16 protein-coding genes are annotated in these 22,257 nt (G+C 71.0%); 1 reads left to right on the top strand and 15 read right to left on the bottom strand.

The window, feature by feature from the left end; genetic code table 11:
• Together P2P98_RS10060 and P2P98_RS10055 are read right to left on the bottom strand one after the other, a co-directional pair.
• A partial coding sequence (locus tag P2P98_RS10060) for an aspartate-semialdehyde dehydrogenase (RefSeq protein ID WP_275799533.1) occupies positions 1 to 1,050 on the bottom strand: 1,050 nt, incomplete at its 3' end.
• 236 nt (positions 1,051 to 1,286) lie between these two features.
• Entirely contained in the window at positions 1,287 to 2,573 is a 1,287-nt protein-coding gene (locus tag P2P98_RS10055) for an aspartate kinase (protein WP_275799532.1), read from the bottom strand.
• Positions 2,574 to 2,752: 179 nt separating this feature from the next.
• Between P2P98_RS10055 and P2P98_RS10050 the strand changes: the two genes are divergently transcribed.
• Entirely contained in the window at positions 2,753 to 4,150 is a 1,398-nt protein-coding gene (locus P2P98_RS10050; protein ID WP_275799531.1) for a threonine/serine exporter family protein, read from the top strand.
• A gap of 15 nt (positions 4,151 to 4,165) precedes the next feature.
• Here the strand turns inward: P2P98_RS10050 and P2P98_RS10045 are convergent, their stop codons facing one another.
• The 13 genes from P2P98_RS10045 to recR form a co-directional block, all read right to left on the bottom strand.
• Positions 4,166 to 4,930, bottom strand: coding sequence for a phosphate ABC transporter ATP-binding protein (locus P2P98_RS10045; protein ID WP_241490578.1), 765 nt, complete (start codon positions 4,928 to 4,930; stop codon positions 4,166 to 4,168).
• 462 nt (positions 4,931 to 5,392) lie between these two features.
• Complete coding sequence (locus P2P98_RS10040) at positions 5,393 to 6,346, bottom strand: sortase (RefSeq protein WP_275799530.1); 954 nt, start codon at positions 6,344 to 6,346, stop codon at positions 5,393 to 5,395.
• The gene (locus P2P98_RS10035) at positions 6,343 to 7,143 is read right to left on the bottom strand and encodes a hypothetical protein (protein WP_275799528.1); all 801 of its coding nucleotides are present in this window, start codon (positions 7,141 to 7,143) and stop codon (positions 6,343 to 6,345) included. The genes P2P98_RS10040 and P2P98_RS10035 overlap by 4 nt, the downstream gene beginning before the upstream one ends.
• The gene (locus P2P98_RS10030; protein ID WP_275799527.1) at positions 7,140 to 8,288 is read right to left on the bottom strand and encodes a hypothetical protein; all 1,149 of its coding nucleotides are present in this window, start codon (positions 8,286 to 8,288) and stop codon (positions 7,140 to 7,142) included. The genes P2P98_RS10035 and P2P98_RS10030 overlap by 4 nt, the downstream gene beginning before the upstream one ends.
• Before the next feature lie 115 nt (positions 8,289 to 8,403).
• Positions 8,404 to 9,966: an Ig domain-containing protein gene (locus P2P98_RS10025; protein ID WP_275799526.1), complete on the bottom strand. Its 1,563-nt coding sequence runs from the start codon at positions 9,964 to 9,966 to the stop codon at positions 8,404 to 8,406.
• Between the two features lie 29 nt (positions 9,967 to 9,995).
• On the bottom strand, positions 9,996 to 11,096 hold the full coding sequence (locus tag P2P98_RS10020; protein ID WP_275799525.1) for a hypothetical protein: 1,101 nt from the start codon (positions 11,094 to 11,096) through the stop codon (positions 9,996 to 9,998).
• Between the two features lie 91 nt (positions 11,097 to 11,187).
• Entirely contained in the window at positions 11,188 to 13,854 is a 2,667-nt protein-coding gene (locus tag P2P98_RS10015; RefSeq protein WP_275799524.1) for a hypothetical protein, read from the bottom strand.
• A 136-nt stretch (positions 13,855 to 13,990) separates the two neighbouring features.
• A complete protein-coding gene (pstS, locus tag P2P98_RS10010; RefSeq protein WP_275799523.1) occupies positions 13,991 to 15,586 on the bottom strand; it encodes a phosphate ABC transporter substrate-binding protein PstS in 1,596 nt (531 codons plus the stop codon).
• Positions 15,583 to 16,896: a phosphate ABC transporter permease PstA gene (gene pstA, locus P2P98_RS10005; RefSeq protein WP_275799522.1), complete on the bottom strand. Its 1,314-nt coding sequence runs from the start codon at positions 16,894 to 16,896 to the stop codon at positions 15,583 to 15,585. Before pstA ends, pstS begins: the two co-directional genes overlap by 4 nt.
• On the bottom strand, positions 16,896 to 17,912 hold the full coding sequence (pstC, locus tag P2P98_RS10000) for a phosphate ABC transporter permease subunit PstC (protein WP_275799521.1): 1,017 nt from the start codon (positions 17,910 to 17,912) through the stop codon (positions 16,896 to 16,898). The genes pstA and pstC overlap by 1 nt, the downstream gene beginning before the upstream one ends.
• A 324-nt stretch (positions 17,913 to 18,236) precedes the next feature.
• Positions 18,237 to 19,931 carry a PASTA domain-containing protein gene (locus tag P2P98_RS09995; RefSeq protein WP_275799520.1) on the bottom strand — a complete coding sequence of 565 codons (1,695 nt, stop codon included), beginning with the start codon at positions 19,929 to 19,931 and terminating at the stop codon, positions 18,237 to 18,239.
• A gap of 30 nt (positions 19,932 to 19,961) precedes the next feature.
• Positions 19,962 to 20,498 (bottom strand): hypothetical protein, encoded by a 537-nt coding sequence (locus tag P2P98_RS09990; RefSeq protein WP_058615255.1) that lies wholly within the window; start codon positions 20,496 to 20,498, stop codon positions 19,962 to 19,964.
• 192 nt (positions 20,499 to 20,690) lie between these two features.
• Positions 20,691 to 21,284, bottom strand: coding sequence for a recombination mediator RecR (gene recR / locus P2P98_RS09985; RefSeq protein WP_058232585.1), 594 nt, complete (start codon positions 21,282 to 21,284; stop codon positions 20,691 to 20,693).
• Positions 21,285 to 22,257: the final 973 nt, after the last annotated feature.

Here is a 22,257-nt window from a genome sequence, read left to right as displayed (position 1 = left end):
CTGCGCGACGATCTCGGCGATCTGCACGGCGTTGAGCGCGGCGCCCTTGCGCAGGTTGTCGTTGCTGACGAACAGCACGAGCCCCCTGCCCTCGGGAGCGGACTGGTCCGCGCGGATGCGTCCGACGTAGCTCGGGTCGGTGCCGGCCGCCTGGAGCGGCGTGGGGACCTCTTCGAGCTTCACGCCGGGAGCGTCGGCGAGGAGCTCGCGCGCACGCTCGGGCGAGAGGTCGCGGGCGAACTCGGCATTGATGCTGAGCGAGTGGCCCGTGAAGACGGGGACGCGCACGCACGTGCCCGCGACACGGAGGTCGGGCAGCTCGAGGATCTTGCGGCTCTCGTTGCGGAGCTTCTTCTCTTCGTCGGTCTCGTTGAGGCCGTCGTCGACGAGGTTGCCCGCGAAGGGGATGACGTCGAACGCGATGGGGGCGACGTACTTCTCGGGCTGCGGGAAGTCGAGGGCCGAGCCGTCGCGGACGAGCCGCTCGACGTCGCCCTGCGCGAGAACGCCCTCGACCTGACCGAGGAGCTCCTGGGCGCCCGCGAGGCCGGAGCCCGAGACCGCCTGGTAGGTGCTGACGATGAGGCGCTCGAGGCCCGCCTCGGTGTCGAGCACCTTCAGCACCGGCATCGCGGCCATGGTCGTGCAGTTGGGGTTCGCGACGATGCCCTTGACGGCCTCGTCGATCGCGTGCGGGTTGACCTCGCTCACGACGAGCGGAACCTCGGGGTCCATGCGCCAGGCGCTCGAGTTGTCGATGACGAGGGCACCGGCCTCGGCGAAGCGGGGAGCGTGCGCGCGCGAACCGGTGGCACCGGCCGAGAACAGGGCGACCTCGACGCCGGCAGGATCAGCCGTGGCGACGTCTTCGACGACGACCGAGTGGCCACCGAACTCGATCGAGGTGCCGGCGGAGCGCGCCGTGGCGAAGAGGCGCAGTTCGCGAATCGGGAACGCCCGCTCGGCGAGGATCTCGAGCATGACGGAGCCGACCTGACCGGTGGCGCCGACGACGGCGAGGGAGATTCCGGAATCGGAGATGCGGGTCATGCGAAGTACCTCGGGTGTTCGGGAGTGGATGCCGCGACGCGCGGCGTTCGGGTCAGGGTAGCGCGATCGGCGCGGTGGTCGAGACGCCCCCGGGCCGAACTCCTGAGAAATCGACCGGGATACGCCGGGGAATGGCGGAATCACGAGGGTACGACGAAGCGGCGGGGCGAGAACTCAGGAGTTTCGCCCGCCTTCGCGCCGCCCGACGGGGCGTGCCCGACGGGGCGTGCCCGGAATCAGCGACCGGTGCCGGCGTGGACGGTGGCCTCGGCCTCGCCGTCCAGACCGTAGGCGGTGTGCACGAGACGCGCGGCCTCGGCGAGGTCGACACCGCGCACGACCACCGAGATGCGGATCTCGGAGGTCGAGATCATCTCGATGTTGACGCCCGCCATGCTCAGCGCCTCGAACAGCGTCGCCGAGACGCCCGAGTGCGTGCGCATGCCCGCGCCCACGACCGACAGCTTGCCGATCTGGTCGTCGTGCACGAGGCTCTCGAACCCGACCTCGGCCTGCTCGCCGGCGAGCGCCTTCAGCGCCGTCGTGGCATCGGTCTTGGGCAGCGTGAACGAGATGTCGGTGCGACCGGTCGCGGCGGCCGAGACGTTCTGCACGATCATGTCGACGTTCGCGCCGGACTTCGCGACGATCTTGAAGATGTCGGCGGCCTTGCCGGGGACGTCGGGGACGCCGATGACGGTGATCTTCGCCTGGCTGAGGTCGGTGGCGACGCCGGCGACGATGGGCTCTTCCATGGCTTCACTTTCGGGGACGAGGGGGGAGGACTTGGAGGCGTCGAGCACCCAGGTGCCCTCGCCCGAGCTGAACGTGGACCGCGCGTGGATCAGCACGCCGTGGCGGCGCGCGTACTCGACGGCGCGGATGTAGAGGACCTTCGCGCCGTTGGCGGCGAGCTCGAGCATCTCTTCGCTGCCGACGCGGTCGAGCTTGCGGGCCAGGGGCACGACGCGGGGGTCGGCGGTGAAGATGCCGTCGACGTCGCTGTAGATCTCGCACACGTCGGCGTTCAGGGCGGCGGCCAGAGCGACAGCCGTGGTGTCGGAGCCGCCGCGACCGAGCGTGGTGATGTCGCGGGTGTCGCGGTTGAAGCCCTGGAAGCCGGCGACGATGACGATCGCGCCCTCGTCGAGCGCTTCGCGCAGACGCACGGGCGTGACGTCGACGATGCGGGCGGCGCCGTGCGTGGCATCCGTGATCATCCCCGCCTGGCTGCCGGTGAAGGAACGGGCCTCGAAGCCCATCGAGTGGATCGCCATGGCCAGCAGCGCCATCGAGATGCGCTCGCCCGACGACAGCAGCATGTCGAGCTCGCGCGGAGCGGGGATCGGAGCGACCTGACCCGCGAGGTCGAGCAGCTCGTCGGTCGTGTCGCCCATCGCGCTGACGGCGACGACGACCTCGTGCCCCGCGCGACGCGTGTCGACGATGCGCTTGGCGACGCGCTTGATGCTCTCGGCGTCGGCGACGGACGAACCGCCGTACTTCTGGACGATCAGCGCCATAAGGAGAACTCCCGGGGAGGGACGAGCGTCGGGATGCCACGACGGGGCGCTCGGATGCCGCACCCGAGGGTCCATCCTAGGGGCGCGGGTATGCCGCCTCCGTCATGCGCGGAGCCCGGTCAGCCCGCGCGGATAGGATCGAGCCTTCCCCACCCGGTTCTCTGCCCCTGGAGGCTCGGTTGTCCCCCACCCCGCGCCGACTGCTGTCGTCGTTGCGCCGTCTCGTGCACACCGAGGACTCCGGCTCCCCCGACACGCACCTGCTTCCCGTCATCGACGAGGCGTTCTCCGCCCGCATCCTCGATCTCGCGATCCGCATCGGCGAGACGATGCTCGTCGTCGGGGCGCCGGCGAGCGAGGTGACACTGACGATCGTGCGCGTCTGCGGCGCCTACGGCCTGGATCCGGTGCACGTCGACGTGACCTACAACTCGATCACGATCGCGCACAGCCGCCCGGGGGCCTCACACCCCACCACGCTCCTGCGCGTCGTGCGGGGATCGGTGCCCGACCACGCCAAGCTTCAGCGACTGCAAGCCCTCGTCGCCGAGATCGCCGGCGGGCTCGCGCTCGACGACGCCATCGCGCGATGCCGGGCGATCCGGCGGCTCCCGTTCCGCTACCGCCCGGCGATCGTCATCGCCGCTCAAGCCGGCCTCGCCGTGGGGGTCGCGATCATGTTCGGCGCCAACTGGCTCGCGCTGGTGCTGTCGTTCATCGCCGCGGGCCTCGCCGCGACCACGCAGCACGTCCTGGCCCGGGCGCGCGTGCCGTACTTCTTCGCGCAGATCGCCGGCGGGTTTGTGCTGACGGTGGTCGCGGCGCTGTCTCCGCTGCTGCGGTACACCGGGATCGACGCGGCCGCCGCGATCCGACCGTCGGTGATCGTGGCATCCGGGATCGTCCTCATGCTCGCGGGACTGACCGTGGTGGGAGCGGCTCAGGATGCCATCGACGGCTTCGCGCTCACCGCGACGGGTCGCATCCTCGAGCTGACCACACAGACTCTGGGCGTGGTTCTCGGGATTCTCGCGGGGCTCGAGACCGTGCGCGTGCTGGGGATGGGGATGTCGCCTCCCTCGAACGCCCTGCCGCTCGGGCCGGTGAGCGTGCAGTTCATCGGAGCCGCGGTCATCGCGATCGCCGTCGCCGTGATCAACGGGGCCGGCGCGCGCATCATCGTCGTCAGCGCGGCCCTGAGCCTGGTGGCCTGGGCAGGGTACATCGCAGCCTCGTCGCTCGGCTTCGAGGTCGCCGCGGCCAGCGGTGTCGGCGCGTTCATCGGCAGCTTCGCCGGCATCGTCGTCGCCTATCGCCTGCACGTGCCGTCGGTGGCGATCACGACGGCGGCGATCCTGCCGATGGTTCCGGGAGCGGCGGTGTTCCGCGGGCTGCTCGGCATCGTGGAGTCGGGCGACGACCCTGCGGTGCTCATGACCGGTGTCACGACGCTCACGGGAGCGGCGACCATCGGGATCGCGCTCGCGGTCGGGGCGTCGCTCGGCATCTACCTCGGTCAGCCCGTTCGTGCGACGCTGTCGAGCGTGGTGCGGACGCGGGCGCGCACGCGGCGCTGAGCGCGCGGCCGAGCCCTACCCGAAGCGACCGTTGACGTAGTCGTAGGTGCGCGGGTCGATGGGCGAGTCGAACATGGCATCCGTGTCGCCGTGCTCGACGATGTGGCCGGGCTGCCCCTGGGATGCCAGGAAGAAGGCGCACTGCTGCGACACCCGCTGCGCCTGCTGCATGTTGTGCGTGACGATCACGATCGTCAGCTCTTTCTGCAGTTCGCCCATTGTCTCCTCGATGACGCGCGTGGACGTGGGATCCAGGGCCGAGCACGGCTCGTCCATCAGCAGCACCTTGGGCTTGATCGCGAGCGAGCGGGCGATGCACAGGCGCTGCTGCTGACCGCCCGACAGGCCGCCGCCGGGGGCCCGCAGCCTGTCCTTGACCTCTTTCCACAGCCCGGCGCTCTGCAACGACGTCTCGACGAGGTGGTCCTTCTCGTCGCGCGCGGCGCGTTTACCGGTGAGCTTGAGCCCCGCGATGACGTTGTCGTAGATCGACATCGCCGGGAACGGGTTGGGCTTCTGGAACACCATGCCGATGTTCTTGCGCGCATCGATGAGCCGGTGCCCCGCGTCGTAGATGTCGTCGCCGTCGAGCAGCACCTCCCCGGCGAGGGCCGCTGAGGGGACGAGCTCGTGCATCCGGTTGAGGATGCGCAGGAACGTGGACTTGCCGCAGCCGGACGGACCGATGAGGGCGGTCACCTGTCCGGCGGGCATGGTGAGGGACACGTCGAGGAGCACCTGGTGATCGCCGAACCACGCCGAGATCGATCGCGCATCCAGTTCGGAGAGCGGGCTCACGGGCGGATCGATCGGAGCGGGTCGAACGGATGCCACGGCCTCACCGAGAGGAGCGGAGGACGGCGGGACCAGCACCGCCGTGTGCGTGTCGATCGGGGACTCGGTGGTGACCAGCGCGGGGTTGTCGACACCGACGGGACGGGGGGCCGCTCGACCCGCACGGCGGGTGGAGGGGGCATCGGCAGCGGGCACACCCGCCATCCCCGCGCTGAGGTTCTCGAGCTCGATCTCGGCGATGATGCGCGCCTCGTCGGCGCTGAGCACATCCGTCATGTACGGATCGGACGCGGGTGAGGCCGCGTCGAGCGGTACGACCTCCGTGTACTCGAGGTCGGGGCGCGCGTCGGGGCGCGGAAGGTCGGCGCGCGGACTCTCGCGGACCCCCTCGGGGGCGTCGGAGGCCGGATCGTGGGCTTCGGGGGTGGAGGTCATGATCGATACCGCTCAGAGAAGGTTGGGCAGAAGGCGGACGAGCTGGTCGGCGACGAACACGCTCGCCAGGAGGAGGACGGGGGCGAAGACGATCCACGTCTTCTGCCAGCCGACGCGGCGATACGCCCAGACGGCCACGAACTCGGCGACGACGAGGAACTGCAGCGCGAAGATGAGCGCCCAGACGGTGGTCATATCGGTGGCGAGCGGCTTGGCCTCGGGCGACAGGGTCATCGACGTCGTCTGGCGCGCACCCGCCGGCACCGCGGGGCCCGTCGCCCGCGCGTCGACGTAGGCGATCCCGGTCGGCAGGTACGGGCCGCCCCGGGCCGTGATGAGGATGAGGCGGCTCTCACCGCGCACGGGGGCCGGTGGGGTCGGGTCGCCGGCGTAGCGCACGCCGAGCACCGCGAACGTCTGCTCGCCCTGCCCCGTCCGCACGGTGAAGGTCTCGCCCGGCTGCAGCGCCTGCAGGCGGCCGAAGGGGCCGCCGAAGGCCGCGGCGCGTCCCATGACCACACTCACCCCCGCCTGACCGGGCAGCACGGTGTCGCGGCGGTGACCGGGGCCGTGCATCAGCACGCCGGACGTCGTCCCCTCGGAGATGACCTCGTCGATGCCGAGCTGCGGGACGGACAGGATGCCCACGGGTGCCCCGTCCGCAAGGAGGTGATCCTCGAAGTCGCCCTCGCTGACGGGTGCCGTGCCCGCGGCGAGCTGCGCGCGGAACGTGTCGCGCAGCTGCTGCTGCGCGGCGAAGTGCGAGACGTGACTGATCACGAGAAGGTTGAGCAGGAAGACCAGCACGAGCACCGATACCGACACGAGCATCCCGCGCAGGAACACCTGCGCCGGCGACAGCGGTGCGTAGGTCGGACGAGGGCGGGGCGGACGGCGCGGCGGGCGGGGCGGGCGGCGCGGGGCGGTGCCGGCTCCGGCGCCCGCGGGACGATTGAGGAGGGTCACGTCGTCGCCGCCACGGGAGTCGCTTCGCCCCGACCGCTCACCCGGCCGATCTGCACGACCAGGACGACGAGACCGCCGAGGAGGACGGCGGCCGCGATCACCCACGGGAAGAGCAGGGTGAGGGCGTCACGGGTCACCGGCGTCAGGGCGACGCCGTCGACGCTTTCCGGCGGGGTGAGCGTCACGTGGGTCGACAGCAGCGTCCACTGGCCCCCGTGGCGGAGGCGAGCCGAGACGACCCGGCTCTCGCCCGGCTGCAGAGCGGTCACCTGGACGCCGTCGACGGCATCCAGACGCTGCGAGAACATCCCGGCATCCATCCAGAAGTCCGCCGTCGCGTCGATCGGGGTCGAGGCGGCGTTGCGCACCGTGAACCACACGTCGACGATCCCGGCGGTGGGATCGGGCTCGGGGAACGCGGAGGCGTTCAGTCCCCCGACGTAGACCATGCCGGCCACGCTGACCTCGCTCGCGGGGGCGACGCCCCCGCCGCCGGAGCCGCTCGAGCCCGTGGCGGGCAGGGGCACCGGCCTCGTGCCGCCGGCGGGAACCGACCCGCCCGGAACGCTCGACCCCCCGGTCGCCACCGGCGACACGGGAGGAGACGGTGTCGCCGTCGATCCGTCGGTGATCGTCACGGACAGGGTGCCGGGGTCATCCGTCGGGGAAGCCGAGGCGCTCGCCGCACCCGAACCCGCGAGCACGACGAGGGCGAGCGCGATCCCCGCGGCGGCGACGCGTCGCGACGCGACCGGGGGCATCGCCCCGCGCGGCGCCGATCGCCGGGGACGCGTCATGAACCGTCCGCCCGAGTTCCCGCGAGCGCCGCCGCGTCCGCGGCGGCGTCCGCGGCCGCGGTCTCGGCGACGAAGTCCATCCACTCGCGGGCACGCACCTCGTCGCGACGCCGGCGCCAGCGCGAGAACAGGACCGCGAGCGCCGCCAGCACTCCCAGGATCAGCACCGTCCACGGAACCGCGAACGCCACCGCGTCACGCGTGATCGGCGTCACCACCACCTGCATCGACGCGTCGGGCGACTCCACGAAGGGGCTGAGGGTCGTGAACGGGTTCAGGTACAGCCATTGGCCGACACCGTCGACCGTCGACTCGTACGACGCGCTGTTGCCCGGCAGCACGACGGGAACCTTGCCGCCCTGCTCCCCCGTCGCCGGGATGCCGAGCCACGTTCGCGTGCCCGACGTGAGGTTCGCGGCGAGAGCGACGTTGCCGGGGTTGCTCACGGTGTAGTGGAGCTGCACGTGCCCGGAGAACGGGTTCCACCAGTCCCCCTGGTACGACGCCTCGTAGCTCGTGAGCGACAGCTGCGGTTGGAGGTCACCGGCGACCCGCGCGAAGACAGAGGTCGCGACGCGGCGGTCGACGGTGACCTGCGCGCCCGCCTCGAGGACGGATGCCACGACCCCGCCGACGTGATCGCCCGGGGTCGCGTCCGCCGGTACCGCGACGGTGAAGGTCAGCAGGCGCACTTCCTGCGGCTCGAGGCCGAACGTCACGCGGTCGCTGCCGTCGTCGAAGCGGATCCACGACCCGACCGAGGTGGGAGTGGCATCCGTGGGGAGCAGGGAGAGCTCGCCGGCGTCGTCGTTGAACGCGTCGGTGGCGTAGACGGTGAAGTCCTGGCGGGCCGTGCCGGTGTTGCCGACGAGCACGCGATCGGTGACCGTCTGTCCCGGGTCGGCGGCGAAGGTGAAGCGGGACCGCCCGTCGGGGCGCCCGTCCTCTCCGGCGGGGCGGGTGGCGACGCCGACGGTGACGGCCGACTCGCTCCCGGCGGCGGGCGCATCGTCGGTCGCGAGGACGGCGGTGCCGGTGGCAGCCGTGGCGGCGGACGGCATCCCGAGGCCGGCGATGATCGCCGCGGTGACGAGGGAGACGGCACCCAGAGCCGGGAGGCGGTGCCGCAGGGTCGAAGAGAACACGCTCTATCTCCGCAGGTGGGGGCGACACGAGCGTGTCGCCGAGGTGAACGAGGGCTGATGGTGTGGCAGCACGGGGGGATCGCGAGGATCCCCCGTGCCACCGGCGCCGGTCAGCTCACTTGGAGGTGAGGGTGACCGTCAGGGTCGACGTGTAGTCGCCCGTCTGCGCGTCCTTCGGAGCGGTGAAGGTGAGGTCGGCGTCGAAGAGCGCACCGGTGGTGAGCGTCGTGACGGCCGTGCTGGAGGCGATCTTCGAACCCGTGCCGACGGTCACACCCGTGATGGGGGTGTAGCCGGTGTAGGCCTTGGGTGCCACCGCGAGCGCGGTGGCGGGGATCTCGTCGCCCGCGCCGTTCTTGAAGGGGGTCCACGCGGCGGTGAGGTCCCAACCCTTCAGAACGTTGCGGTCGTCGATGACGGTGACCTTGCCGAGCGACTTCGTGACGCTCTTGTCGCGCGCCACGCTGCCGAAGTCGACCTTGGTGGCCTCGGCGTTCAGCGACCACAGGTCGCTCGCGGTGACCGCGGCCGACAGGTCGACGGCGTCGGTGGTGGTGTCACCGGCAGCGGACTGCTTCGTGAAGGTGTCCCAGGCGAGGACGGTGTAGGTCGCGTCGCCGGGGGCAACCAGGGCGATGGTGTGCTCGCCGCCCGGCAGGCTCGAGATGTCCACCGAGAAGTTGCCGTTGCCGTCGTCGGTGACCTGACCGAGGTCGGTCGGGTCGGACCAGGCCCACGCCTCGAGGGTCTTGCCCTTGTTGGCGGCGCCCGCGGGGACGGTGATCGTCTTCGCACCCTTGGCGGGGTCGGCCACGTCGACCTTGTTCGCCGAGGAGCCCGAGGGCTTCGTCGGCGCGGTCGGAGCGGCCGTGTCCACCGTGCCGGTGAACGCCTTCTCGTTGCTGCCCGCGCTGTTGGTGGCGACGACGGTGAAGCTGTACGAGCCGGCGGTGGTGGGCGTGCCCGACACGACACCGGTCGCGCCGTCGAGGGTCAGACCGGCGGGAAGGGCCCCGCCGTCCTTGATCGACCACGTGATCGGGGCGGTGCCGTCGGCGGTGAGCGTCTGCGAGAACGCCGCACCGACCTTGGCCGTGCCGAGAGCGGTGGTCGTGATGGTCGGAGCCGTGGCCGAGGGGCCGGAGCTCTGCGGGTCGAACGTCCAGTCGCCGCCGGGCTTGACGTGGATGCCCACGTACTTCACGCCGGCATCCGCGATGTTCAGACCGTTGTTGCGGGTCCACGCGAAGCCGAGGCTGAAGTCACCGCCGTTCGCCTTGACCTGGGCCCAGTTGCCGAACAGGAAGCCCGAGAGCGTCAGGTTCGGGGCCATGATGTCGACCGTGCCGGGGGTGAGGGCGCCGTCGCTGGACGCCGTCCAGGCCGACATCGTGGTCTCCTTGCCCTGGGGGGCGATGAAGTACGCGACACCGGTCGCGTCGGCCGTGCCGGGGAACAGCACCGTGATGTCGTCGACGGTCGGTCCGGGCGTGGCGACGACCTGCGAATCCCAGTTCAGGACGGTGTCGTCGGCGAGGAGGTGTCCGTCACCGCCGTCGAGGAGGTAGAACTGCGGCGCACCCGTGGCCGCGTTCGCCGCGGTGGCCGAGAAGCCGCCCGCGAGAAGCGAGACCGCCGTCGCCGCGGCGACGATCGTCCCGAACTTCTTGATGTTCATGAGGTGGAGTCCTTTTCCGTTCTCAGAGGTCACAGCGTCGCGAACGCGCGCTGGATGGTGGTGGTGGAGGGAGCGAGGAAGCCGAACTTCTTCTTCACCGCGCCGACCGAGATCGGCAGCGAACCGAAGCTGGTGAGGCTGTTGGTGACCGACGGGTTGACGAGGTTGGCGAGGCCCGCGTCGTACTTGTCGCCACCGGGGACGATGCGGGCGTATTCGACGACCAGGTAGGTGTCGCGGCCGAAGGTCGCGTCCTTATAGAAGTCGACGTTGGGGACGAGGTTGGGCGCGGTGCCCGTGAAGGCGGGCTCCTGGTTGACGGGCGAGCCGAACTTCACACCGGAGGTCGTCGTCGTGTTGACCCCGGTGGCGCCGTTCGCCTGGGCGATCCAGCTGGCGGCGCTGAACGGGATGAGGTCGTTCGTGCCGAGCACCGACGCGTCGTTCTCGGGCGTGGTGCCGTTGGCGTCGGTGACGCACGAGCCGAGCGTCGGGCTGCCGATGGCGCCGAGGAAGAAGTTGCGCGTCCCCGAGCCGTTCTGGGGCAGGCGCGGCTTGACGGTGACGCCACCGATCGACGTCGTGCTGCACTCGTAGATCGACTTCAGCTGGGCGGGCGTCAGCGTGGACCACGACGAGTCGCCACCGCGGAACGCGAAACCGACCGCGTCGCGCGCGAAGGGCACGTACGCGAGCAGACCGTTGGCGTTGGCGTTGTTGCCGGGACCGCTCGAGGAGCGGGCGATGTCGACCTGGCCGGTGATCTGGCGGGCCGGCACGCCGGCGTTGCCGCTGTACAGCGCACCCGTGATCGAGGCGCGGAGCGCCGTGACACCCGCGCCCGAACCGGCGGGACGGCCGAAGAACGGACCGCCCTGCTTGGTCTGGATGGCCGTGGAACCGAACGCGTCGAAGCTGCCGAGCGTCTTGTTGGTGGAGGTCACACGGACGAGCGAGCCCGTGAGGGTCGTTCCGTTCGTGATCGCGTTGGCCGCGTCCTGCAGCGTGTCGGAACCGACCAGCGAGTAGCTGTTCGAGACCGGCTCGGCCGAGGCCATGGAGGCGACGCCGAGGCCGGCGATCGCGATACCGCAAGCCGCGCCCATGGCGGCCAGCTTCTTGAGCTTCAACTCAATGCCTTTCGATTGGTGTGGTGCACAGATGTGATTCGGGTGTTCAGTTGCGAGAGGACGGGTCTGGGGAACGGAGACCGGCGCGGCGTCAGAGCCGTCGGCGCAGTCGTCCGAGGAGGGGCACGGCGAAGGCGGCGGCGAGCCCACCCGCGACACTGGCCGGCAGCGCGGCCGGCAGGGCGCCCATGTCCGGATCGTCGGGTGTGGTGCCACCCGTCCGAGCGGGGGCGGCGGAACCGGATGCCACGGGGTCCGGGGCGGAGGCCGGCGCCGGGGCCGCGGGTGCGGGGGCGGCCGCGGCCGGGGCGCTGCCGACGACGCCGCCGCTGGGGAAGGGCACGCCCGCCGCGGGGCCGTTCGCCGCGGGGGTCGGTGTGCCGCCGAGGCTCGGCATCCGTCCCGCCTCGATGTCGTCCGCGGCCGTGAGGGCGAGGGTCTGCCATCCCTCGGGCAGCGGAACGAATCCCTGCGGCAGCTGCCCGGGAGCCGTTCCCGGACGCTGCCCGTCCTTCGCGGCGAAGCGGATGAAGGCGGCGTAGCTCTTGCGGAGCTCCGCGTCGGAGGACTTCGGGTTGATGGCCGCGTACACGGGCATGGTGAGCGGGTACGCGCCGCGCGCGGCGATCGCACTCGGGGAACCGGGGTCGAACGCCACGACCTGCGCCTGCCCGGCGGTCGGGGTCATGGCCGCGGCCGCGGCGGCCATGGCATCCGTCGTCGCCCCGACGAACTCCCCCGCCGGATTCTTCAGCGACGCCGTGACGATCTGGTACCGGGCCGCGGATGCCGTGTCGGTCACCGCCACGACCGCCTGACGCCCGGGCAGACTCCGATCGGCTTTGCCGTACTTCGGTGGCACGGCGATCGGATCCCACGCCCCGAGCGTCAGACCGTCGCCGCGCAGCGTGTTGTACGCGCCGGAGTCGAGATCGTTGACGTAGGGACGCCAGGTCACGAGGTTGACCGGCCCCGCCGACGGCGTCTCGGCCTGCTCGACCGGGTCGGCCTTGGGGAAGTCTTCGCGCGGCAGGGTCAACGCGGCCTTCGTGGGGTTCTTCTCGGCATCCGTCGAGCTCCACGGATTGACCGTCATCCCCCATTCGTCCGGGGTGCCGGCGAGGAACTGACGAGCCGATTCGTCACTCATCACGTACTGCCAGATCGCCCAGACCGCGTCGGAGCGCCCCTGCGGAACCAGCGCGTCGGCGAGGGACGCCGCGGCGAGCGCCTGGTACTTCCACTCGGGATCGTTGATCGCGAGGAAGTCGGGGTCGCTGACGAGGTTGCGCGGGTTGTACACGCGCTCGTCGCCGTCCTTGTGGCTCAGATGGTCCCGGTCGGCGAAGGTCGGCAGCGAGTCGAGGTACGAGTTCGTGAGCAGCTTCGCCACGAGTCGCGGGGTCAGCTTCAGAGAGGTGAAGGGTAGTCCGACGCGTTTCTGGACGTCCTCGGGCACGGTGTCGTCTCCCGGGCGCGGGTTCCGGTCGATCGCGAACGAGATCGCCGCTCCCGTGATGGCCACGGGGGCGTATCGCAGCGAGTCGGTGCCCAGGCTCGGATCCAGGGGGCGCGAGGTCAGGGCGAGCGGTGCCGGTGCGGTGCCGTTCGCCGCGCGCGCCGCGTCGGACTCCGCCCCGGTGATGGCCGAGTAGACCGAGCCGCCCGACTGGTTGCAGACCACGGGCTGCCACGACGAGACCGCCCGGCTGATCAGCTCGCTTCCCGCGAGCTGCCGCTCGGCCGCGCCGATGGGGCACCGGACGCCCAGGGGTTTGAAGTCGAGCTTGACCGCGATGCGGTGCTTCCACGCGTCCCAGAAGAGCCCCGACTTCGTGATGAAGGACGCCCCGCCGTCCTGCTGCCCGCGAGGCAGGATGACCAGCCAGCAGCTCGAACCGGACACGCTGCCGTCGGCGGCCGTCACGGGTGAGCCGCAGCCGAGACCCTGCGACTGCAGCGCGGTCTGGACCTCGAACTTCACCGACCCGGAGCCGTCGCCGCCGGACCCCGCCCACGACACCATGTTGGTCGTGTACTTCGAGAAGAACTCGTTCGTGTTCATGTCGGCCAGGACGTCTTTGCCGTCGGCGTCCTTGGTGTACGAGTAGGCACCGTCGACGACGTTGGCGACGGTGCGGCCGTTCGCTCCCCGGAAGGGAATGGACGTGTAGGTCGGGGTGGCGAACCCGTCACCGAAGACCGTGTACGGCTTGTCCTCCGCGGCGACCGATGCGTCGGTGTCGCGGGGATCGTCGCGGTGCGAGCCGGGGACGCCTCCGAGCCCGTACTGGCAGGTCGTCCGGTCGGGGGTGCCCGGATGCGCCGGGTCGTCGCCCCAGCACTGGAAGACCTGCAGGAAGTCCGCCCCGCCGATCTGCGAGCTCGGCACGGTCGACGGCTTTCCCCCGGTCCACGACACGACGATGCCCTGCGACTCCAACGCCCGCGTCTGCGAGACGGTCACCGAGAGGTCGGGGAACGGGGCGTTCTCGACGTCGAGGTCTTGATCCTTCGCCGTGACGGTCACCGCGGAGGAGTCGTCCGCCACGGCCGACGGAGCGATCGCGGACAGCGCGCCGGTCCCGCCGGACAGGGCGAAGATCGTCAGACCCGCGAGGGTGCCGACGACGACGGATGCCAGGGCCCGGCGCCCGCGCGACACGACACGGTCCGTGGCCCGGGCACCGGATGCCATCCGTGCGCGTCGTCCCGCGGAGCGGGACGCAGCGGTTCGCCGCTCACGGTGTTCAGACACGAGGTTTCCTTTGCAGAGTGCTTCTCGAAGAAGCGTCGAGACAAGTGGACGGGCGGCGGGTGACGGCGGGATGAACGCGGTGTCAACGAGGCACCGCCGCGGTGACTGCAACGCTTGAACGTTGCAAACTCCCCGATCAGAAGGTTCTTTTTCCTCCACGAGGCCGTCGACCGACGACGGGCGGGATGAGGATCGCGGCGACCACGAGCAGTCCCGCCGCGAGCATGATGATCTGCGGCGTCCCCCACCCGTTCTCGGCGAGCGAGAAGGGGGCCGAGACGGCGGCCGACGTCCCTCCCGCTGCCGCCGAGACGAGGTTGCCGTTCGCGTCGTAAACCGGATCGGCCGCCGTGCCGCCGGTCGTCCCCGGTGCCGTGCCGGCCGCTCCCGCGTCGGTTCCACCGCCGGTCGTGCCCGCGGCACCCGCCGCGGCATCCGCGCTGTTCGCGCCGCCGCTCGCCCCGCCCGTTCCCGTGGTCGGCGTCTCTTCCTGCGCACCGCCGGTGCCCTCGACGCACTGCGTCGCGCCCTTGCGGTCGCAGTCGGGCGGTGTCGGCGCGGTCAGCGCCAGCTGGTTGTTCCGCGGGGAGTCGCCGGGCTTGAAGGTCGGGTTGTTGCAGTTGTTGAAGTCGACACCGCCCTCGGTGCCGGGGATCCTCTTGAGCACGTCGGATCCGGCCTGGACGAGGTTCATCGGCAGCGGCGAGTACCCCAGGGCGGACGCCTGTTGCTGCCCCTCGCACAGCATGTAGGTGGCGAAGCGGCTCAGGGTGCGGCCCTTCTCGGGCGTGAACACCTTGTTGGTCTCGGTCGGCACGATCATGTACGAGTAGCTCGACATGGGATACGCGCGCGGATCGTTGCTGTTGTAGACCCCGTCGAGGTTCTGCGTCAGGTCGGTGTTGATCTGGGCCGACATCAACGCCACCGCGACCGACTGGTAGGTCGGCTCGACGTAGTACCCGGCGTTGTTGAGCATCTTGACGACGGGGAAGCCGGACTTCATCGCGTACGAGTACTCGACGTAGGTGATCGCTCCCTCGCCGTAGTTCTGGCTGACGTAGCCCGCCACGCCCAGCGAACCGTTCTGCCCCTTGAACGCGTCGGTGACCTGCGGGAACTGCGACCGCATGCCGTAGGTCCAAATACTCCCGAACTGCTTCGACATCCACAGCGTGAACTGCGCACTCGTGCCCGACCCGTCGGAGCGGTACACCGGCGTGATCGAGACATCGGGCATGGCCAGCGCCGGGTTGTCGGCCTGGATGGCCGGGTCGTTCCACTTCGCGATCTGACCCGCGAAGATCTTCGTGATGACCTCACCCGACAGGCGCAGGTTGGTAACCCGCTTGCCGCCGATCTTGAGGTTGTACATGAGCGAGGTGCCGCCGGCGACGATCGGCATGTACGCGTAGCCGGTCGTGGGGTTCTCGGGCGGGGAGTTGTCCTCGGGCTGGCTCTGGAAGGGGATCTCGCTGACGGCGAAGTCCACCGTCTGATTGATGAAGTCGTTCCGCCCCGCCGACGAACCGGTCCCCGAGTAGTTCACGGTCATGCCGTAGTTGTTCGCGACGTTCTTGCGCCACTGATCGAGCGCGTTCTGCGACCAGGTCGACCCCGAACCCGAGATGCGGACGTAGCCGTCGGCCTGAGCGGGAACGGGCACCAGAGCCACGAGCGTCACGACCGCGAGGATGGCCGCGGTGCGGCCCAGGCGGCGACGAAGGTTCACGACGGGTTCTCCTCGGGGGATCGGGGACGAGCGGCGGGGGCTGCGCGCCCGCCGAAGAAGGGGACACGGGATGCCGCGCTCAAGCGCCGCACCGCCCGCGAGTGCAGCGCGGGATCAGCGCTGATGCGACGCAGGTCTCGCGCCGACGCGGCCATCGCGGCGCGGCGCTGGCGGTCCGAGAGCTGCCCAGGACCGCGTCCGCCGATGAGGCGGGCGATGATGAACAGCGTCAGGACGAGCAGGACGAGGGTCGCCGCCGCGCCGAAGCCGCGGGCGATCATGTTCGGCTCGGGCGACTTGACGAAGTCGAAGACCTGCAGCGGGAGAGAGATCATCGGCCCCGAGAAGGGGTTGAGGTTCATCTGCGCCGTGACGCCGGAGGTCAGCAGCACGGGCGAAGTCTCGCCGATCCCTCGGGCCGTCCCGAGGATCACCGCCGTGACCAGTCCCGAGCGCGACGTCGGCAGGACGACGTTCCACACGGTGCGCCAGCGACTCGACCCGAGGGCGTACGAGGCCTCGCGGAGATTGTGGGGAACCAGGCGCAGCACCACATCGGAGGCGCGGATGATGATGGGCAGCATCATCACGCTGATGGCGATGGATGCCGCGAAGCCCGAGCGCTCGTGGGTGATCAGGGTGACGACGGCCGCATAGACGAACAGGCCCGCCACGATCGAGGGCAGCGCCGTCATGGCATCCGACACCGTCCGCACGAAGCGCGCGAAGGGTCCGCCGACCTCGTTGAGGAACACGGCCGTCATCACCCCCAGGGGAATGGTGATGACGAGGGCGATGCCGATCTGGATGAGCGTGCCCACGACGGCGTGCGCGATACCGCCCACGGTCAGGGGGTCGAGCGGACCCGCCGTCGTCATGGTCTCGACGAAGAAGTTGCCGTGGAACAGCGCCGAGGATCCGCGGATCAGCGTGAAGAAGAGCACGAACGTCAGCGCTCCGAGGAGCAGGATCCCGGCCGAGTAGAACAGCGCCGTCACGATGCGCTCGCGCACCGCGAGACGGTCGGCCCGCAGCGACGACATGACCGCGTAGATCCCGAGGAACGCGATGAACGACAGCACCGCCCAGCCGATGCCGCCCGTCATCGGAGTGAGCCAGCCGAACAGCAGCGACGACAGGGCGAGGCTCGCGGCCATGCTGCCGAGCAGGTCGAACCGATCGCCGAAGGGCACGGTGCGCAGGTCGCGGCGCTCTCCCACGTGACCGTCTCGGAGGGGAATCGTCGTGCGGATCGGCTGACGCGGCACGCCCTCGTCGACGGTGGGCGCCTCGGGGGTGACGATCGCCATCAGGTGCTCTCCGCCCCGGATCGACTGCGAGCCACGATCGTGGACGCCGTGAAGTTCACGATGAGCGTGATGATGAACAGCACCAGGCCCGCCGCCATGAGCGCAGACAGACCGAACTGACTCGCCTCGCCGTAGCGCAGGGCGATGAGGGCCGACACCGAGTTCGTTCCCGTCTTCAGCAGTTGGGTGTTGATGGTGAAGATCGGGGAGATGATCATGACCACCGCGATCGTCTCGCCGAGCGCACGCCCGAGGCCCAGCATGGTTCCGCCGATGATCCCGCCGCGGCCGAAGGGCAGGACGACCGCGCGGATCATTCCCCAGCGCGTCGATCCGAGCGCCAGCGCCCCCTCGCGCTCCCCCAGCGGCGCCTGCGAGAACGCCTCGCGCATGACCGAGGTCTGGGTGGGCACCACCATGAGCGCGACCACGATGCCGGCGATGAACGCGGACGAGGTGAACGCCCCCGCCTCCGTGAGTCGGGTGCCCGCGGCATCCGTCACGTCGAAGATCGGGATCCAGCCGAAGTAGGTCGAGATCCACTCGGCGACCGGGATGACGTTCGCCTGCAGGAAGAACACCCCCCACAGCCCGAACACGACGCTGGGGACCGCCGCCATGAGATCGACCATGGTGATGAGGAACGACCGCAGCCGGGGCGGGACGATCTCGCTGATGAGCAGCGCGGTCCCGAGTGCCAGCGGGACGGAGATCGCCATCGCGACGAGTGCGATCGTCACGGTGCCGAACAGGACGGCGGCGACGCCGAACGTCCCCGTCTCGGGCGACCACTCCTGCGTGGTGAGGAACGACGGACCGGCGACGACGAGCGCGTCACCCGCCCGCGCCGTCAGGAACACTCCGACGGCGAGCATGACCGCCACGGTGATGATGCCGGCCGCGTAGGCTCCGCTGCGGAAGACGCGGTCGCCCACGACGGGGGCGCTCCGCAGAGATCGGGGCTCGGGCGGTCCCGCCGGGCGCGACGGCAGCACCTCGGTGGTCAGATCGGTCATTCATGCTCCAGGGATCGCGGCCGCCGCAGACACTCGTTCCCGCCGACGACGGGTGGTCGCGGGCGGCGGCGGGCGGCTGTGCGAACGGCGATGCGTCTCGCTCGTCCGCCGGGAGCCGGCTCGGGTAACCGGCATGCGAGACGCTATGAGCGGGCAGTGAACGCGTCCGACCTCACCCCGCCACACGCCCTGGCCGACGGGTGAACGCTGGACGCGCGAAGGTGAACGACGGACGTCGATGGCGCCGGTGCCGGTGCACCGCGCGGCACGCCGGAGGATGCCGCGGCCTCGCGCGACCCGGGCGCACTCCTCCCGCGCGCGGGATCAGCGCGCCGGCGTGGGCGACGAGGTCGGCAGGACCGTCGCCGTGGGCGACGGACTCGGCGTCGACGTGGGGGCGGGCGGCGAGACCGTGGGGCTCGGCAGCGGTGCCGCGGCGACGAGCACGCGGACGGCGCTTCCGAGCGCCACCGAACTGCCCGCGGCGGGTTCGCTCCCCAGGACGAGCCCGGCGGGCCGCTCCGAGACGACGGTCACTGTGGTCGACGTGAAGCCGGCCGCTCGCAGGTGCGCGTCCGCCGCCGCCGCATCCATCCCGGTGACGTCGGGAACCGCGTTCGAGCCGGATGCCACCGTGAGACGGACGGTCGATCCCCGCACGACGGTCGTGCCCGCCGCGGGGTCGGACTCGAGGACCGTTCCCGCGGGCGCGACGTCGTCGCGCGTGCGCACGTCTCCCAGGCGGAGACCGGTCGCCGCGAGGATCGAGGCGGCGTCGGCGACGGTGGTCAGGGCCGGAACGACCGTCGCCGCGACCGAGGCGGAGGGTGCCGCCGTCCCCGGCGTGATCGCGGCCGTGGCGGACGGGGTCGCGGCGTCGTCGGGGGTGACGGCCTCGGCGGGGGGCGCCGTGCGTCCGGCGCCCGAGAGCAACGGCACGGCCGTGGCGGTGGCGACGAGCACGGCGATGATCGCGATGACGAGGCCCCATCCGGCAGCGCGACGCTCGCGCGGGGGCTGCTCCTCGACGGGAGGCGGCGTCTCGATGGCAGGAGGCGCGGGTGCCGGTGCGGGTGCCAGCGCCCGCGTCGCTGCGGTCCTCGCCGTCGCGGCCGGCGGAGGTGGCGGCTGCGGGACGTCGGGAGGCAGCGCCGCGAGGAGGGCACGGCGCATCTCGTCGGCATCCGTGTAGCGAAGCGAGGGATCCTTCAGGAGCGCGCGGACCACGACCCTGTCGAGCGCCTGCGGGATTCCGCGTCGCCGCACCGACGGGACCGGCGGGGGTGCGTTGAGGTGTCCGCGCACGACGGCCGCCCGGTCGTCGCTCTCGAAGGGAGCTCGCCCCGTCAGGGCGAAGTAGAGCAGCCCGCCCACTTGATAGAGATCGCCCGCGGGGCCGACCGCGCTCCCGGACAACTGCTCCGGAGAGGCGAAATGGGCGTTGCCGACGACCCCGGCCGTGGCCGTGGTGACGGAGCTGCGCAGCACGTCGTCGCCGTGCGCCGTGCGGCCCGCGGCATCGGCGAGACCGAAGTCGAGCAGCGTCGCCCGGAGTCCCCCGTCGACGCGACGTACGAGCACGTTCGCGGGCGACACGTCGCGATGGATCAGCCCGGCACGATGGGCGGCGGCGAGTCCGGACAGGACGTCCGAGCCCACATCGACGACCTCGGCCGGCGAGAGCACGCCCTCGACGCGCACGTACTCGGCGAGCGTCCGTCCCTCCACGAGCTGCTGCGCGATCCACGCGATCGGGGTGTCACCGTCGAGGAAGGTGCCGAGGTCGACGATCGTGACGACGCAGGGGTGCGAGAGGGTGGCGATGCGCTTCGCCTCGTCGAGGAAGGCCGCGCGGACCTCGGGACTTTCGGACAGGTGCGGATGGAGGAGCTTCACGGCGACCCGACGTCCGGTGACCGTGTCCTCCGCCGAGAACACCGACGCGGTACCGCCCGAGCCGAGGAGCCCACCGAGACGGAAGCGGCCGGCGATGACCCCCGCCCGCTCCCCGTCACCCACGGCGACGCCCGGGGGCGCGGGGACCGCGTGTCACGTCGTCCTGTCCAGCACGCGGGAACGTCGGCCGGAGGGGGTGCCGATGCTCACTCCGTCGACCACCTGCGCCGAGGCGAAGACGTTCACCGCCGTCCGACCGGCTGCCATGGCCTCCCCCGCCGACTCGTACCATCGGGCCGTCGTCACGACCGGCACCCCCGCGCTGCGCAGGATCCAACCGTGCTTGGTCGACCCGGGACCCCGGACGGCCGTCAACTGCAGGTCGGCGGCGCGGCTCTGCTCGCGCCGGGCGGCCGCGACGGCCGCCGCCGGAGAGGTATAGACCGCGGCACATCGCGCGAGTTCACGGTTGTTGGTCGCGAGTAACCGCCACACGCCGAAGACACCCAGCGAGACGATGTTCTCGCTCGGCGTCGCGACCTGGGCTTCGAGGTGCACCGCGGCCATCTCCGGGAGGAAGTACGAACGCAGCAACAACCACGCGGCGAGGCGCGGGTCGTAGTGAGAACGGAAGGTGTCGAAGATCACGCGCCCGGTGCGGGCGCGCGCGACGTCGAGTCGATCGCTCACGGAAAGCCCCTGTCTGACGGACTGAGCGTCGGACTTTCGGGTCGTCTCGAGCTGTTCCGCAGAACAGAAAGTGCCGTCCTGCCGTAGCCGCTGCGCGAGCAGAGGGTGAACGGACGGGTTACGACGTGGCAACGCTCGACGCCGCGCGTAATCACCTGCCGGGTGAACTGTCCGCGCGGGCGCGGAGGACGTTCAGAGGGTGCGTCGACCCTCGAAGGCGCGGCCGAGGGTGACCTCATCGGCGTACTCGAGGTCGCCGCCCACCGGGAGACCGGATGCCAAGCGCGTGACGCGGATCTCGAGGGTGTGCAGCAAGCGGCTGAGGTACGTGGCCGTGGCCTCGCCCTCGAGGTTCGGATTGGTCGCGAGGATCACTTCTTGGACGGTGCCGTCGGCGAGACGCTGCATGAGCTGGGCGACGCGGAGGTCGTCGGGGCCGATGCCCGCGATCGGGCTGATCGCCCCGCCGAGCACATGGTAGAGACCACGGAACTCGCGTGTGCGCTCGATCGCCGCGACGTCTTTCGCGTCTTCGACGACGCAGATGAGCGCGGGGTTGCGTCGGGGATCACGGCAGATCGAGCACCGCTCCTGCTCGGAGACGTTGCCGCAGATCTCGCAGAACTTCACCTTGTCGCGGATCTCGCCGAGCAGCGTCGACAGCCGCGACACGTCGAAGCTCGGCGACTGCAGGATGTGGAACGCGATGCGCTGGGCCGACTTCGGACCGATCCCCGGGAGCCGGCCGAACTCGTCGATCAGGTCTTGGACGATGCCGTCGTACATCAGGTGAACCTCGTCGGGGGCTCGTAGGGCTCGTCGCGCAGGTACGTCGCGCCGAGCATCTGGCGGACGACGGCCTCACCGTATCGCTGGACGCCGCCGCGAAGCGGGGGCATGCGCGGAACCACGACCGGCGGAACGGGCACATCGGGCGCTTCGTCGGCGGGCGGGATCACGTCGTCGTCGTCGACCTCGTCGGGTGCCGGCACCGACCGGGAGACCTCGGTCGCGGGGAGCACGCCGCCCTCGCGGACGGTCGAGGCAGCCGCGGGCGCGATCGTCGGACGGGCCTCTTCGGGTTCGTCGTCGACGGCCAGGGCCGCGGCGGGAGACGCGACCGTCGGAGCGGCACCGGGGATCGGTGCCACCGCCCAATCGGTCACGCTCGCCGAGTACGGTGCCGAGGACCGCGCGGGAGCGCCCGCGGTCGCTCCCCCGCGGGGCGGAGCGGCCGGCGAGCCGGACCCGCTGCCGCGCGGGCCACCAGGGCCGGGGCCACCCGGGCCGTCGCCGTCGAGGCGCGCGAGGTATTTCACCCGCACGCCGAGGACGGCGAGGATCGCTTGACGGAGGTCTTCGCTCGGACCGCCGTCGGCCGAGCGCGTCTTGAACGCCGTCAGGTCGCTCGCCGTGCGGAAAAGCAGCGTCAGCACGTCGTCGTCGAAAGCCGCGACCGTCGCTGTCGAGACGATGAGCCACGACGGCCGGCTGGCCACCTCGAGCTGAGCCAGGATCTCGGGCCACGCGTCGCGCACGTGTCCGAGTTCGATGGGTCCGACGGGGATCGCCGGCGGAGTCGGAGCGACCGGCTCGAGCGGAGAAGGGTCGGGCTCGGCGCGGGTGTCGGCATCGGACACGGGGGTGCGCGGCGCGGCTTCCGGGGCGGGGGCGGCCGGCCGGGCCGGGGCGGCGGACGGGGCGGCCGTCGGCGCGGGAGCGTCACTCGCGCGCATCGCGCTCGCACGGTCGGCGTCAG

Source organism: Microbacterium sp. Kw_RZR3, assembly GCF_029222405.1.
Classification (GTDB): domain Bacteria; phylum Actinomycetota; class Actinomycetes; order Actinomycetales; family Microbacteriaceae; genus Microbacterium.
This window is presented reverse-complemented; position numbering and strand designations above follow the sequence as displayed.

What these genes read in the sequence shown, in the direction of transcription:
- P2P98_RS10055 (WP_275799532.1), bottom strand. Translation starts at nt 2,573, where the DNA reads ATGGCGCTGATCGTCCAGAAGTACGGCGGTTCGTCCGTCGCCGACGCC.
- P2P98_RS10035 (WP_275799528.1), bottom strand. Translation starts at nt 7,143, where the DNA reads ATGACGCGTCCCCGGCGATCGGCGCCGCGCGGGGCGATGCCCCCGGTC.
- P2P98_RS10025 (WP_275799526.1), bottom strand. Translation starts at nt 9,966, where the DNA reads ATGAACATCAAGAAGTTCGGGACGATCGTCGCCGCGGCGACGGCGGTC.
- pstA (WP_275799522.1), bottom strand. Translation starts at nt 16,896, where the DNA reads ATGGCGATCGTCACCCCCGAGGCGCCCACCGTCGACGAGGGCGTGCCG.
- pstC (WP_275799521.1), bottom strand. Translation starts at nt 17,912, where the DNA reads ATGACCGATCTGACCACCGAGGTGCTGCCGTCGCGCCCGGCGGGACCG.
- recR (WP_058232585.1), bottom strand. Translation starts at nt 21,284, where the DNA reads ATGTACGACGGCATCGTCCAAGACCTGATCGACGAGTTCGGCCGGCTC.